The organism is Microcoleus sp. S36b_A4 (assembly GCF_036700645.1).
Lineage (GTDB): Bacteria > Cyanobacteriota > Cyanobacteriia > Cyanobacteriales > Microcoleaceae > Microcoleus.
This window is the reverse complement of sequence record NZ_JAUBPI010000019.1, coordinates 1-15640: the sequence shown is the minus strand read 5'-3', so window position 1 is coordinate 15640 and position 15640 is coordinate 1. Positions and strand designations below refer to the sequence as shown.

Here is a 15640-nt window from a genome sequence, read left to right as displayed (position 1 = left end):
CTAAAATGTTAGATTTTAAAAAAAATAATTTTTCGGGAGCAACAGATGGAATCAAGTGAAAACAGTATGGGATTTCAGGAATACTGGCAGATTATGAAGCGCAGGTGGCTGCCAGCCTTAGCTGTATTTGCCTCAGTGGTTGCACTCACCACCTACGGCACGCTGCAGGAAAAAGCAGTTTATGAAGCAGAAGGAAAGCTGTTATTTAAGAAAACGACTCCGGGATCTGCTTTAACAGAATTGGGCAAAGAAATCGGAGAGTTGACTCCTGCAGCGGAGCAAAGTAACCCTCTGACTACCGAGATAGAACTGATTCGTTCTGTCGAAATTATCCAAAAAACTATAAATAGGCTTCAGTTAAAAGACGAAAAAAATAATCCCCTGAAAACCAAGTATTTTTTTAAGAAGCTAACCGTAGCTACTATTAAGGGGGCTGATATTCTAACAGTTTCATACAAAGACAAAAACCCGGAAATAGCAGCAGAGGTCGTAAAAACTATGATGAATTTTTATATAGATAATAATCAAAAAGTTAATCGCTTAGAGGCTGTGTCTGTTCGACAGTTTATTGAAAGGAAACTGCCTAACTCCGACCAAGCTATGCGGAAAGCAGCGGCAGAATTGAGGAAATTCAAAGAAGATAATAAAGTTGTCAATCTTGAAGAAGAAGCTAAATCAGCAGTAGCAGTTATGGCGGAACTAGAAAGTAAAATCGACCAAGCTAAGTCGGATTTGCTGAATGCCAGTGCTAAGTCCAAAGCATTTGAAGACGAGTTACAAATGAATCCCCAGCAAGCATTGACCGCCAGCACTCTCAGCCAATCTAGCACTGTGCAGGAAGCTCTGAAAGAGTACAAACAAATAGAGCGTCAGTTAGCAACTGAGCAAAATCGCTACCTGGATAATTCGCCTATAATAACTAGGTTAGAAACTAAAAAAGCTACCATAAAAGCTTTACTCGACCAACAAATACAACAAGTTTTAGGTGGCCAACAGCCCTTGCCCAATCAAAGTTTACAGATAGGAGAGGTGAAACAAAAACTGATCGAAGAATTTATCAAGGTAGATGTAGAGCGCCAGGGTTTGGCTGAGCGAGTTACTATTCTCTCAAATGCTCTAGCTGGCTACAAGCAGCGGGTAAAAGTTTTGCCGAAGGTAGAGAAGGAACAGCGGGAACTAGAAAGAAAACTTCAAGAAGCGGAAGCAGATTATCAGGAATTGCAAAAAAAACTCCAGGAAATTCGGATTACAGAAAATCAGCAAGTGGGGAATGCTCGGATTATCCAAAAGCCGAGTGTTCCGGACGAACCAGCGCGTTCTCGCAAGTCTTTATTGCTGATATCGGGCGGTTTTTTGGGAACTCTGCTTGCTATAGGTGCAGCGCTGCTTTTAGAATCTCAAGATAAGTCTGTCAAAACTATTGAAGAAGCGAGGGAATTATTTGGGTTTACTTTGTTGGGGGTGATTCCTTTCCATAGAAAGTCTGAAAAAAATCCTCGGCGCAATTCCTGGCCACTTAAGTCTGCTGCCCAGGAGTTAGAGATATCTCCCCGACAGATTGTTGTTAGAGATACTACTCATACTTCGAGCACTGCTGCTTACCGAATGCTTCAGGCGAATCTGAGGTTCCTGAGTTCTGATAAAGAGCTGAAAGTCATTGTTGTCAGTAGTTCGCTACCGCAAGAAGGCAAGTCTACTGTATCGGCTAATTTGGCTGTAGCTATAGCTCAATTAGGACGGAAGGTTTTGCTGGTAGATGCGGATATGCACTGTCCTGTTCAACATCGGATTTGGGAACTTCCTAATCAAGTAGGCTTGAGCAATGTGATCGTTGGACAGGCTGGGTTTGGGGATGCGATCGCCCAAGTCATGGATAATTTAGATGTGCTCACTTGCGGGGTGATTCCGCCTAATCCAATGGCTCTCTTGGATTCACAGCGGATCACTTTATTGATTAAGCAATTTTCGGCTATTTATGATGCAGTGATTATTGATGCTCCTTCTCTGAATGTTGCTGCTGATGCTCTGATTCTGGGGAATAAAGCAGATGGGATTTTATTGGTTGTGCGACCTGGTGTTCTTAATTCTGGTACTGTGGCTTTTGCGAAGGAGCTGTTGAAGAAATCAAGCCAGCACGTTCTGGGCTTAGTGGTGAATGGAGTAAGTCCTAAAAACGAACCGCACAGCCATTACTATTTTGCCAATGAATCTTACGCTCAAGAGCAGAGTCCTGGTATCAATAAAATAACGAATAACCAGTAACCAATAACAATAGTTAACTGTTAACTGTTGTTATTGATGATTGGCAGCCGCACTCCGAAAGTCGATCCGAGTCCTTCCCCTGAACTTTCGGCCCAGACACTGCCGCCGTGGAGTTCCACGAGATGGCGGACGATCGCCAATCCCAGTCCCAGACCGCCGTAATTGCGCGTAGAAGTGCTGTCAGCTTGGCGGAAGCGATCGAACACAAAGGGCAAAAACTCCTTGCTGATGCCAATTCCCGTATCGCTGACAACGATCGAAACAGAGTGCACCGGAGACGGCCCAGACAATATGGCGCCAGCCGCTGCTCCCGGTTCCCCATCCTCCGAGAGCCTTATTTCCACGCGACCCGACGGCGGCGTAAACTTAATAGCATTCGAGAGCAAATTCCACACCACCTGCTGCAAACGAGTAGCATCGCCCTTCACCAAGCTCACCCCTTCGCCACAAAAACTCACCAATTCAATTCCCCTAGCTTCAGCATCAGGGCTCAGCGTCTTCAGCGCTGTTTCTACAATCCGCACCAAATCCACCGGGAACAGCTTCAAACACACTTTGCCGCTGACAATCCGGGAAACGTCCAGCAAATCCTCAATCATCTGAGTCTGCAACCGCGCGTTTCGCTCAATAGTCTCCAAACCGACAGCCGTTTTTTCGGCACTCATTTGGCGCTGCCGCAGCATCTGCGCCCAGCCCAAAATTGCGTTCAGAGGCGTCCGCAACTCGTGAGAAAGCGTTCCCAAAAACTCGTCTTTAATCCGGTTGGCCTCCGCTGCTTCCCGGTAAAGCCGCGCATTGTCGATCGCCACCGCGGCATCCCGCGCCAAATCCTCCAGCAAAACCAAATCGCTCTCCCCGCAGCGACGGCCAGATTCCCCGCACAGCAACGAAATCGCTCCCAGCGTCCGCCCGCGAGCGATTAGCGGCACGCAGATTGCCGACAGCACTTGGGATTGGGATCGCAGCACCAACTGCAGTTCCCTGTCGGGCACAACCGCCTCGATTACCCATTGCGGTATTTCTGGGTAGAGCTTCGACTCACCAGTCCGTAGCACCTTTGCTACTCCGTGCCGTCCCTGGGGGTCTAGCGGCATACGCCGATCGATTTGCCACAGCAGAGCGACTTTGCTCGGATCTGAGTGAGCAACTGCTTGCAAGCGGATCGAGCCGTCGGCATCAAGCAAATGCACACAGCACCAATCTCCCAGCCCCGGTACTGTTAAATCTGCCAAACCTTGCAGCGCCTTCTCGTAATCCAGGGAAGCTGACGACAGCAAAGCCAAAGCTTGAGCGTTAAAATAGGCTGTTTGGGCCGATCGCTGGCGATCGTCAATATCGGTACAAGTCCCGAACCATTTGAGAATTTTCCCTTCAGCGTCCAGCACGGGCAATGCCCTACCCAAATGCCAGCGGTAAGCTCCATCAGATGCCCGTTTAAAGCGGTATTCCACCTCGTAAGTCTTCCCCGTCTGCACCGAGGTTTTCCAACTTTCTACAGCATCTTCCACGTCATCTGGATGTAGAGGTAGCTGCCACCCCCAGCCTTGAGTTTCCTCCAGCGTCAAGCCAGTATATTCAAACCAGCGCTGGTTGTAGTAGTCGAACCAGCCGTCGGCTGTGGCAGTCCAAACTATTTGCGGGATCGCTTCAGCGAGGACGCGGTACAACTGTTCGCTGGCTTCGGCTTCGCGGCGGGCTGCCTGTTCCCGCGCCAATGCCCAATTCCGCTGTTCTTCGGCCTCTTTGCGAGCGGTGATGTCGCTAATTACGCCGATCCATTTGTAGGGATTGCCTTGTTTGTCAAGCACTGCTTTGCCCCGATCGATCCAGTGGAGTAAGCCGCCCCCTTGGCACTGAACGCGGTATTCCTGAAAAAATGGGGCGGCAGAACTGTCTGGCGCAGTCAAATACCGATCGACTGCCGCCAAAACTCGATCGCGGTCGATCGGGTGCAAGATACTGTTCCAAGCTGCTCTTGTCCTCGGAAATCCGCCTTTTGCGTACTCCAAATGTTCGTCTACGTGACCGAACCACAGCACGATGTCAGTCTCGATATCCCATTCATAAATCAAATCGCTGGCACTTTCTGCCGCAATCCGAAACCGCTCTTCAGACTGTCGCAGCACTTCCAGAAATTTAAAGCGTTCCGTCACGTCCAAAACCAGAGACAGCACCGATATCAACTCTCCCGAATCGCTGTAAAAAGCCGAATTGTACCACTCGCAGTGTACCAACGAACCCGACTTATTATAATTGCTGTTGTGAACTACATTGCACCGATTTTCTGGTTTTTTTAAACTATAAATTACCGATTTTACCTCTTCAAAATCGCCCTTACAAATAAAGTTCCATTCGCTAAAATGCTTGCCTAAAACTTCGGTTGATTCCCACCCAAAAATCTTCTGTGCCGCCGGTGACCACCCGCTGAGATGAAAGTTTTCATCCCACTCAATCACCGCTAGGGGGGTATTTTCAAAATGAGAAGTGAGTTTTTGCAACGCCTCGCGCAGGGATGCTTCTACTTGCTTACGCTCAGTAATATCGCCAAAAGAAATAGCAATGCCGTCGCCTAATTTAACGGTCATAATCCGAAACCAGCCGACAATGCCTTCGCTTTCGCTGTTGTAATAAATCTCGGTATCGAGGGGAATTCCTGTTTCTAAAACTTGGACGTAACGGTCGAACAAACCGCTATCTTTATGGCCTGGCAGCACTTGCAGCAATCGCTTGCCGATTAATTCGCCCGGGGTACTCTGCTGAATTTTTGCCGCTGCGGGATTGACGTATTCCCATTCAAAATCCACAATTGTGGATTCGTCACGAATGCTGCGAAACACGTTAAATCCGTCTAGAGATAATTCCTGAAAAACGCGGAAGCGTTCTTCGCTTTCTTGCAGCTTGCCTACGGTGTCAAGCAGGAGATCCTCGACTCGCTCGCGCTGTGTTATTTCTGCAAGCAATTGCTGGTTAATTTGCTGGAGTTCGGTTGTGGGGGATGCGACGGAATTTGTAATATCAGAGTTGGCTTGCAGTCGATCGACCTTTTGGGTTTCCAGCGCCGTATTTGCTGGTAAAGAGGCCGCCCCAGCCAAAGCCAACACTTGAGAAATCGAGGGTATCAGGGACGCTACAGCCCACAAAGAGATGATAGCGGTTAAGGCGGCGATCGAACTTGACAGCCATTCGCTGGGATGCACCAGCATCCAAACTTGCATCAAGTGAGTTGTCCCGCCGCAGAAAAACCAGGCTCCCAATAGGAGAAACCCCTTGCTCAAAGGCACCTCTCGCTGCTTCCGGGCATAGTATGTCAGAAGTGCTGGAATTGAATAATAAGCCAAGGCAATTAACACATCGCTGACCGCGTGCAGTCCCATCAACTGGGGTTGCCACTGGCAACAGCCATCTTGAGGAATAAAATTGTGGTTAAATGACATAATCTTAATAAATGGCAGCATTTCGGCTTTCCTGTGCGATCGCTCCTAGTTGCACTTGTGTTGCTGACCCGCTAATTTCTAGTTTATACACAAAAAAACAGAAAACAAGAGTGACTTTAGTCCGGGGAGGAAAGTTCACAGCAGGCTTTAACCTGCCTGCAATATTAGTACATTAATTGAGAGGTAGAGGGAGAGTGAGGTACTATAATTCCCAAAGAGGTACGAAATTAAATGCTATTTTTTGAATTCACAACTTACGGAAAAACAGAACAATTAAACTCTGTTGATGAAGGGATTACTAGAGTGCCGTTCATTGAAACGGTTTAGCTAGAAACTGGCAATATTCGATAAATTCATCTTTATGGAATCTATTTTTTGAGAATTTTGCAGATTCAGAAATCCCTTCAATATAGGAGAATCGACCTCTACTTGGAGGCTCAGAAATCCTGCCACAGCAGATTGATGCTTAGATCGCAGCATCCCCGCCTCTGACCTCGGAATCAAAACTAATCTGTACCTGTATCAAAGTCTACTAAATTCTGCTACTAAATCGGTTAATGTCACAGATTATCTTCCAGTAAAATTTCTGAAACCATCTCTATCGAATTAAACCTCCATGCGCTTAGAGCAGCTTCAAGCATTTCTTTCAGTTGCTGAAACTGGTAGCTTTCAGCAAGCGGCCCGGAAGTGTGGCGTTACCCAATCGACTATTAGCCGCCAAGTGCAGGGATTAGAAGCGGAAGTGGGTTTGTCGCTGTTTCACCGCACGGCCCACGCGAAACTGACTGTGGGAGGGGAATGCCTGCTACCTCACGCTCGCAAAATCTGTCAGACTTGGCGAAATGCTGCTGAAGAATTGGGAGACTTACGGGCGGGAAAGCAGCCGGAACTTTGCGTGGCTGCGATTCATTCGGTTTGCGCTGCTTATTTGCCGCCTGTGCTGCAAAAGTTTTGCCGTGACTATCCAGACGTGCAATTGCGGGTGACTTCTCTGGGGAGCGATCGAGCTCTGAAAGTCCTCAAAGATGGTTTGGTGGACATAGCAGTGGTGATGAACAACCGCCATTTTACTCACGCCCCGGAAATGTTGGTTGAGGTGCTCTACAATGAGCCGATCGAGGTGTTGATGGCGGCGGGTCATCCCCTGGCCCAGTACGATCGAGTACCTTGGCCGGAATTGATTTGTTACCCGCAAGTGGTGTTTAAGGACGGGTACGGAATGCAGCGGATGGTGCAAGAACAATTTGGACGCATGGGTGCTAAACTTCATGCTGTTTTGGAACTCAACACTCTTGATGCTTTTCGGGGTGTGGTGCGACAGGGAGAGTTGATTGCTTTGCTGCCGCATTCAGCTTTGGTGGACGCGAAGGGCGATCGCACTTTAGCAATTCGGTCGATCGCCCAAGAGCGGTCAAATTCCAAGGTTTCGACGATCGGTCAATTGGCCGCAGATCCTACTTGGACTCGCGAAGTAGTGTTGGTGACAACTCACGATCGAATGCAAATTCCGCCGATCGCCCATTTTTGGAATCTGGTACGCGAATTTGTGCCACCACTTGATGTAATCAAGCTAGAAAAATCAGGGAGTTAATACCATTTTAGATTTTAGATTTTAGATTGGGAATGACTGATGAAATAATGGTTTGGATATTTCCAACAATTGCCTTCTTTTAGGGAACTGGTATAATTCGATAATTTTGAATAGATAATTCTGAAATTTAAATTTAAAACAGTTCAAATACTACCAATTACCCCTTACCAATTACCAACTTCAAAAGTTATGAGTGACGCATTTAGAGAATTGCTGCGAAAAATTGGCAGCGGAGTACACACAGGAGAAAACTTAACTCGTTCCGAAGCAGCAGCAGCCACGCGGATGATGCTGCTGGGGGAAGCAACACCGGCTCAAATCGGAGCTTTTATGATTTCCCACCGCATTAAACGGCCCACCGGCGAAGAATTAGCCGGAATGCTCGATGCTTATGAAGAATTGGGGCCTATGCTTGCCCCCCCAAACCGAGAAAAAGGGTTTTCCGTCTCTACCGTCGCCGTGTTTGGCATTGCTTACGACGGGCGATCGCGCACGGCTCCAATTAGCCCAATAACCGCCCTAATTTTAGCCGCTTCTGGCGTCCCAACCCTCATGCACGGGGGGGATACCATGCCAACCAAGGAAGGCATTCCCTTGATTGAAATTTGGCGCGGTTTGGGAGTTGACTGGAGAAAACTGAGTTTAGAAAAAGTCCAGCAAGTTTTTGACAATACGGGTTTGGGTTTTGTTTACCTTCCCAAACATTTTCCTCAAGCCGCTGCTTTAGTACCCTACCGCCGCGAAATTGGTAAACGGCCACCTTTTTCGACAATGGAGTTGATGTGGTGTCCCTGTGCCGGCGACGTTAACGTCATATCAGGCTACGTCCACCCGCCGACAGAAGGTATGTTTCAAAAAGCCTTTGAGTTGCGGGGAATCAAAAATTATACCACAGTCAAAGGATTGGAGGGAAGCTGCGATTTGCCGCGCGATCGTACTGCGATTATCGGCATTGCTAAGCCCGCTGCCGAGTTTGAACGAGTGCTTTTAGCTCACGGAGATTACGGTTTTAGCAACACAAATCCTGCCTTTGAATCAGCCCCTGAGTTATTCAAACAAATGCAGGAAGTTTTGCTGGGAAAACCATCGGAATTAATGCAGTCCGCTATCTGGAACGGCGGATTTTATCTGTGGCGCAGCGGAGTTTGTTTGGATATAAACTCTGGTTTGATTGAGGCAGAAACTTTATTAAGTCGCGGTCAAGTAGTGCAAAAACTTGAGGAAGTTAGCCAAGCCGTTAGTGTTTTGAGTTGACAGTTGACAGTTGACAGTTGACAGTTGACAGTTGACAGTTGACAGTTGACAGTTAACTAATGACTAATGACTAATGACTACTAGAGATCTCCAATAATTATTGTGGAACAGGCATTTGGCCTATTCAAAACAGGCAATTCTTGCGATAACTACTGACTGCTGACTACTGACTGCTGACTACTGACTGCTGACTACTGACTGCTGACTACTGACTACTGACTGCTGACTACTGACTAATGACTAATGACTAATGACTAATGACTACTGACTACTGACTACTGACTACTAACTACTGACTAATGACTAATGACTAATCATAAAATTGCCGTAATTGTGCTTGCAGGCGGCCAAAGTTCGCGGATGGGTAGTGATAAAGCTCTACTGGAAATAGAGGGCAAATCCCTCTTGCAGCGTGCGTTGGAAGTTGCCGCAGTTGTAACCCCCGAAGTTTATGTTCTGACTGCTTGGCCCGATCGCTATCGATCAACCTTAACCGAAACATCCCAATTTCTGGTAGAGTACAATCCGGGCTCCGGCCCTTTGGTTGCATTGACTCAGGGATTGACAGAAATAGCCGCCGAGTGGATTTTACTGTTAGCTTGCGATTTGCCTTTGTTGGATGCTCAGATTATTCAAAATTGGGCAAGTCAGTTAACAGAATTTCCCCCATCAACTTTAGCAGTTGTGCCTTATCAAAATTCGCGCTGGGAGCCTTTGTGTGGCTTCTACCGCCAACAATCTCTGCCCTGTTTGCAAAGTTTTATTGACAAAGGGGGACGTTCCTTTCAAGTTTGGTTAAATCAAATTCCCGCAATCCCTTTACCTGTAGGGGAACGAGAAGCAGTAATGTTATCGAATTGCAATACATTAGAAGAGTTTGAGCAATTAAAATGTAAAATGGTTAACGGTTAACGGTTGACAGTTGACAGTTAACTGACTAATGACTAATGACTAATGACTACTGACTACTGACTACTGACTAATGACTAATTACTAATTACTAATGATTAACCAATATTGGTTGCTCGATCGCAATATAACTTTCCTCAATCACGGCTCTTTTGGGGCCTGTCCGATTCCCGTACTCGAAGCGCAAACCATTTTTCGGGAACAACTGGAAAGAGAACCATTGCGCTTTTTACTGCGGGAATTTGAACCCTTGTTGGATAATGCGAGAAATCAGTTAGCAGCATTTCTCGGTGCGGCTGAGGAGGACTTGGCTTTTGTGCCGAATGCCACGACGGGAGTAAATGCTGTTTTGCGATCGCTCTGTTTTTCTCCGGGCGACGAATTGCTAACTACAAATCAGGAATACAACGCTTGCCGCAACACACTTAATTTTGTAGCCGAGCGTACAGGCGCTAAAGTAATAGTAGCAGAAGTCCCCTTTCCCATTGAGTCACCCGACCAAGTTATTGAAGCAATAATTAAGTGCGTTTCACCGCAAACAAAGTTAGCCTTATTAGACCACGTTGTCAGCCAAACAGGTTTAATTTTTCCCATCAAACACTTAGTGGGCGAGTTAGCTAACCGTGGCGTGGATGTATTGGTAGACGGAGCTCACGCGCCGGGAATGATAGCACTGAATTTAGAGGAAATTGGCGCAGCTTATTATACGGGAAATTGCCACAAGTGGCTGTGCGCGCCGAAAGGTGCGGGCTTTTTATACGTGCGGCGCGACAAGCAAGATGCCATTCGGCCAACTACAATCAGTCACGGTGCTAATTCGCCCCGCGCTGATAAATCGCGCTTTCAGCTAGAATTTGACTGGATGGGAACAGTCGATCCTAGCCCTTATTTGTGCGTGCCTGTAGCTATTGATTTTATGGGTTCTTTGTTGAGCGGCGGCTGGCCGGAATTGAGGGCAAAGAATCATGCTTTAGCATTGGCGGGGAGAAAAATATTGGCGGAGAAATTAGATTTGTCGCTACCTTGTCCTGATGAAATGGTGGGTTCGATGGCTGTTGTGCCGCTGCTAGACTCCCAGTCTGATGTGGTTGCAAAGGGAGGAATTCCACCTTTGCAAGAGGCGCTGTGGGAGATTTTTAAAATTGAAGTTCCGGTGATTCCTTGGCCGGATGCTAGCAAGCAGTTGGTGAGGATTTCGGCTCAGTTATACAATACTTTGCCGCAGTATCAATATTTAGCTAATGCCCTGGTTGAGCTGACGAGAATTTGAGCGTGAGCTTCCCGAAAAGAAACATCACACCCAGCTACAAATAGTTATAGGTTTGTAGTTAGGGTGTCGGTTCTCATAGTTTGGGAGAATACAGACTATTTGTCCTTACTATAAACGTAGTAAAGGTTATACAAATAGGCCCCATAATAGTAAAAATCATGCCAGTAATCCCCTTTATTTCCATGATTAGAATACTATTTACCTAAAATAAAAAACACACAAAAATAGATCTAAAGCCCCATAGCCCTAAACTTCGCCAATCCGCCCAAACCGAATAAAGTTTGTAAATAACCCGCCAAAATTCCTAATTTAAAACAGGGTTGTCAAATCGGATAGCGCACAACTTCCGCGCAACAGAATATAATGTATCCACACTTGCATTTTTGCAGACAAAAAAAGGAAATGAAAAGAGGCGAATACCATGTCCAATGCCATGATGGTAATTTACCCCTATCGCGAACAGTACACCTGGGTTTTTGACGACGAACGAGTCGGACTTGTCCGAGAACCTTTTGTTCAGGGCGTCCCCGAAATGATTAACGTGCTCGTCGCAGACATTCCCAATGCCACTCAAGGTTTCCGACTTTTATTTTCAGCCAATCCATTTCCCGGATATCAAGCAGAAATGCTGTGGTTGAAAGCAGAATACGGCGGTAACTGGTATCGGTGGGAATCGAAAAATCTCGAAGGCTGGCTGTGTCCGGCTATGTTCAAATACTTTCCAGAAGCACCGCCCAAGTTTTACTGCAAAGCTGAAAAACTGCAATAATCAACAGCAAGTCAATGAAAAACTTGTCAATTTTTAAAAGAGACTTTGTTAAACCAGTCGATCAAATCTCTCGAAAAAAGCCTAAATTCTTCCTGTATATAGTGGGGCTATTTTTCCTAGTTTTCACAGCCGCCATCTCGGCCACATTGGGGGCAATTACCGCCCTTTTAGCTCCCGTAGAACCCCCAATTATCAATAGAGTATTAGAGGCGACTGGCTTTGACTATCTATCCTCCAACCGCTCTGGATACCGCCTGTCGCGGTCAGTTAATATCTTGATATTGGGAATTGACGGCGTGCCGGAAGCTGTCGCCAATTCCCCTAAGATTTTTGATGGTCGCAGCGATACCATACTCTTATTGCACCTCGATCCTAGAGATAAATCTATTAGTTTGCTTTCAGTTCCACGAGATACTCAAGTCGAAGAGCCCGGAATTAGCTTCAGCAAAATTAGCGAAGCCAATGCTAGAGGAGGAGCAGCTTTGGCGACGCGATTGGTTAGCAGTATGCTGAACAATACGAAAATTGAACGATACGTGCGAGTCAGCAGTAATGCGTTTCAGGAATTAGTCGATTTGTTGGGCGGAGTTGAGGTATTTGTACCTCGCGCGATGTCCTATACAGATACCGCTCAAAAGTTAAAAATAAACTTAGGGCAGGGATGGCAAACTCTCAACGGAGAACAAGCAGAACAATTTGCTCGATTTCGCAACGATGGTTTAGGAGATATCGGCCGCATTCAGCGGCAGCAATCTTTAATTCAAGCTATTCGGGACCGCCTCGCAAGTCCATCAGTATTGGTGCGCTTGCCACAAATTGTTCGATTGATGCAAAAATATGTGGATACAAACCTAAATTATGAGGAAATATTGACGCTGGCAAATTTCGGTTTGCAATTGGAGCGAGATAATTTTAAAATGGTAATGTTGCCTGGACGTTCTAGTTCAGAAACAGGGGATTTGAGGAGTTATTGGATTGTAGATGCGCTGGGGCGCGATCGCATTATGACACAATATTTGAACCTGGGTGTGCCGGATTTTGAACAAGGACGAATTCGCAATCCCAGCGAGTCCCTGTTGCCCAAAAACCTCAAAATATCTGTCCAAAACGCTTCTAGCAAACCGACAACCGCAAAAAACGTTGCTGAATTTCTCACAAAAAAGGGCTTTTTTAATGTATCTGTAGTGCAGGATGCGCCCCAGAAGCAGCGTCAAAGTCAAATTATTGTTCAGCAAGGCGATTTAGAGGCAGCCAATCTACTGCAAAAAGAGTTAGGTGGCGGTAAACTAGAAGCATCTTCTACGGGTGAAATTAATTCTGACTTGACACTTCGGGTTGGCGAAGATTGGGTAAAGCGATTTTAATTAGTCAGTTGTTAGTTGTCAGTTGTTAGTTGTCAACAGTCAACAGTCAACCGTCAACAGTCAACTATGCCCCATTCCCCATTCCCATCATTATGAAAAGCGTTTTCCGAATATTCCTGAGCCTGTTTTTAAGTTTAGTGTTGGCTGTTGGGTGGGTGCTGCTGAGTGCTACTCCGGCATTTGCCCTACCGAAAACAAATATTAATTACACAAACATTAATTTGTCCGATCGCGATTTTTCCAACTCTGATTTAGCGGGGGGAACATTTGTCGCTGCTGAAATGCGGGGAACCAATTTTCAAGGTGCTGATTTAACTAATGCGATTTTGACTAAGGGAGTTTTACTAAATGCCAACTTGTCAGGTGCAAACCTCTCCGGTGCTTTGGCAGATAGAGTTACATTCGACGGCGCTAATTTGACAAATGCTAATTTTTCCGAGGCAATCATGACTCGAACTCGGTTTTTTGATGCTGCAATTTCCGGCGCTGATTTTACTGACGCGATTATCGACGCTTATCAAGTGACTCTCCTGTGCGAGAAAGCAGATGGTGTCAATCCCGTGACGGGAGTTTCTACTCGCGAAAGTTTGGGATGTCCGTAGGAATTCACACTTAAAGAAAATCCCTGGCTAATTATTTGATTAGATGCACCTGTAGCAAGGTAAAATACACACATTAAAACCCCTCTCCTGCAAGGCGAGGGGTTTGAGGAAATTTCCAAGTATCGGCTCTATCGAGCGCTACAAATGCCTGTGCTGGCAGTACCAACTACCAAATCGGAATTCAACAGCAAATCTAAATCGGTGTCAGGATTAACAGCATACAAATCGACTTTATCTCTGCCCAAAAACACCCCGATCAAAGTCCCGATTCCCGCACCGCCGAGCACCTCTTCAGTCGCGATCGCCCGATCGCCCGTAACACCTGCGATCGCCGCCGCTGCTGCTGCACCCAACGCCGTATTCTTAACCAGATTACCAACATTAACGCCTTTCGTAACAGTTTCTTTCCTAGTAATCACTTGCGAAGTGGCATTGAGAGGCACTCTGCTGCCATTGATGATACTTAATTCTTGAGCCACAAACTGAACGCCCGAAGTAGTCGATCGCAATTCGCCGCTAATTTTCGAGCCTTCCGGTATCAGCACTTGGCCATTACTTCCCGTGATATCCGAAGCAACAGTCAGCGTAATCGGAGACTTGTCATTAGGGGCGAGCAAAATCTTGCCTTTTGCATACTCGATGGGGATAGTCACCCCCCTGGGAATTTTCACAGCAACAGACTCGCTAACATCAATCTTAGCAATGTAAGGAGAATTAATTGCTCTTGCTTGATTGGTACTCACTAATGTTTGATAGATAAAAGCAGCTACTTCAGCTCGCGTTGCTGACTTGTTCGGCTTGAGAGATTTAGGATTAGGATAGCTGACAACTAACTGTTTTTCAGTAGCAGCAGCAACGCTTTTGACAGCATAAGTTTGAATCTCACCCGCATCATTATAGTAGCTGAGAACATCTTGAAAATCGCACGTAGGCTCATAGCCCAGGCCGTTATTTAAAGCGACTACAACTTGAACGCGAGGAATCTGCTGTGTCGGCCTGAAAACATTGCCGGGATAGCCAGACATCCATCCCATTTCGTAAGCTTCGGCGATCGCCCCGCTTGCCCAAAAATTAGACGGAACATCGGCAAACCTTACAGCACCGCGGGTTTTTGCCTTTTTCACCGAACGGATCATAGCCGCAAATTCAGCCCGCGTTACCGGTGCATCCGGGCGAAAACTGCCATCGGGAAATCCTTTGATAATTCCTCTTTCGGACAAATCTTGAATAAAATCTTTTGCCCAGTAGTTATTATTAACATCCGAAAAAGCTGTTTGAGCAAAAGAAGGCGCGGGAGCTAGCATCGGTGCTGCGGTTCCGGCAACTGTTCCCAAGGTTAATAAAACAGATGTACCGGATTTGATGCGATGTAATACAGACATTTTTTGATTCTCCAATTTACACAATTTTTTTATTGAGGATAACTCAGTTTTTGATAGGCTGATTAATTACTGCCTAACTTGCTCTTTCCCTCAGTTATGTAATCATTATTGAAGATTTTTACTTCTTAAGCGGGGAAGATACGGTCTTTTAAAATAAATATTTTGATGCTTTTTGGGGGATTTTAAAATGCTTAAATTCCTTAAAATCCTTATGTTGCTTATCTCCCTTATCTACCTTGTGTCGGCAATTAACAGGATTTAGGGACAAAGCCGTTTGATATTAGTTAACTATATTAACTAAAAGTGAATATAATTGACTCGATCGAGAAATACCTGTTTGTTGCTTATGAGTAGCCTGACGTTTGCCTCTGCCCATCAGCTAGCGCGAATGATTCGCGATCGCGAAGTCTCTGCCGTCGAAGTTCTCGACGCTTACCTTACTCAAATCGCAAAGCACAACTCGCAATTAAACGCCATTTGTACGCTGGATGAAGACAATGCTCGTACTAGAGCAAGACTTGCCGATGAAGCCCTAGCCAGAGGAGAAAACTGGGGTGCTTTACATGGGGTTCCCATCACGATTAAAGACATTTTTGAAACAGCCGGACTCCGCACCACAGCAGGCTATATTCCCCTCAAAGATTATGTCCCTCAACAGGATGCAACTGCTGTTGCGAGATTGCGGGCAGCAGGTGCTGTCATCATGGGAAAAACCAACATGGCGGAACCATTGGTGACAAGTTAAGACTGTAAGTCTTTTGTCAAGAGGCTTTTAGAGAATTGTTGAAAAAAAACTGGTCAGA

11 protein-coding genes are annotated in these 15640 nt (G+C 46.2%); 9 read left to right on the top strand and 2 right to left on the bottom strand.

Going from position 1 to position 15640, the window contains the following annotated elements; translation table 11 throughout:
• The first annotated feature begins 45 nt into the window (after positions 1-45).
• Positions 46-2262 (top strand): polysaccharide biosynthesis tyrosine autokinase, encoded by a 2217-nt coding sequence (locus QUA03_RS08505; protein ID WP_333211247.1) that lies wholly within the window; start codon positions 46-48, stop codon positions 2260-2262.
• A 20-nt stretch (positions 2263-2282) separates the two neighbouring features.
• Here QUA03_RS08505 and QUA03_RS08500 read toward each other — a convergent pair whose 3' ends face one another.
• Entirely contained in the window at positions 2283-5696 is a 3414-nt protein-coding gene (locus QUA03_RS08500; protein ID WP_333211246.1) for a PAS domain S-box protein, read from the bottom strand.
• A 616-nt stretch (positions 5697-6312) separates the two neighbouring features.
• Here QUA03_RS08500 and QUA03_RS08495 point away from each other — a divergent pair.
• From QUA03_RS08495 to QUA03_RS08465, 7 genes are all read left to right on the top strand, one after another.
• The gene (locus tag QUA03_RS08495) at positions 6313-7287 is read left to right on the top strand and encodes a LysR family transcriptional regulator (RefSeq protein ID WP_333211244.1); all 975 of its coding nucleotides are present in this window, start codon (positions 6313-6315) and stop codon (positions 7285-7287) included.
• 189 nt (positions 7288-7476) lie between these two features.
• The gene (locus QUA03_RS08490) at positions 7477-8541 is read left to right on the top strand and encodes an anthranilate phosphoribosyltransferase family protein (RefSeq protein WP_333211243.1); all 1065 of its coding nucleotides are present in this window, start codon (positions 7477-7479) and stop codon (positions 8539-8541) included.
• 306 nt (positions 8542-8847) lie between these two features.
• On the top strand, positions 8848-9453 hold the full coding sequence (locus tag QUA03_RS08485; protein WP_333211242.1) for a molybdenum cofactor guanylyltransferase: 606 nt from the start codon (positions 8848-8850) through the stop codon (positions 9451-9453).
• A 91-nt stretch (positions 9454-9544) separates the two neighbouring features.
• Positions 9545-10720: an aminotransferase class V-fold PLP-dependent enzyme gene (locus QUA03_RS08480; protein ID WP_333211240.1), complete on the top strand. Its 1176-nt coding sequence runs from the start codon at positions 9545-9547 to the stop codon at positions 10718-10720.
• A gap of 421 nt (positions 10721-11141) precedes the next feature.
• Positions 11142-11489 (top strand): DUF6717 family protein, encoded by a 348-nt coding sequence (locus QUA03_RS08475; RefSeq protein WP_333211239.1) that lies wholly within the window; start codon positions 11142-11144, stop codon positions 11487-11489.
• Positions 11490-11503: 14 nt separating this feature from the next.
• Positions 11504-12853 (top strand): LCP family protein, encoded by a 1350-nt coding sequence (locus tag QUA03_RS08470; RefSeq protein WP_333211237.1) that lies wholly within the window; start codon positions 11504-11506, stop codon positions 12851-12853.
• A 92-nt stretch (positions 12854-12945) separates the two neighbouring features.
• On the top strand, positions 12946-13455 hold the full coding sequence (locus QUA03_RS08465) for a pentapeptide repeat-containing protein (protein ID WP_333211235.1): 510 nt from the start codon (positions 12946-12948) through the stop codon (positions 13453-13455).
• A gap of 128 nt (positions 13456-13583) precedes the next feature.
• On the opposite strand, the gene QUA03_RS08460 is transcribed toward QUA03_RS08465, so the two are convergent.
• A complete protein-coding gene (locus QUA03_RS08460) occupies positions 13584-14837 on the bottom strand; it encodes an S-layer homology domain-containing protein (RefSeq protein ID WP_333211233.1) in 1254 nt (417 codons plus the stop codon).
• A 346-nt stretch (positions 14838-15183) separates the two neighbouring features.
• Here QUA03_RS08460 and QUA03_RS08455 point away from each other — a divergent pair, with 346 nt between their 5' ends.
• On the top strand, positions 15184-15582 hold the full coding sequence (locus QUA03_RS08455; RefSeq protein WP_333211232.1) for an amidase: 399 nt from the start codon (positions 15184-15186) through the stop codon (positions 15580-15582).
• Positions 15583-15640 lie beyond the last annotated feature (58 nt).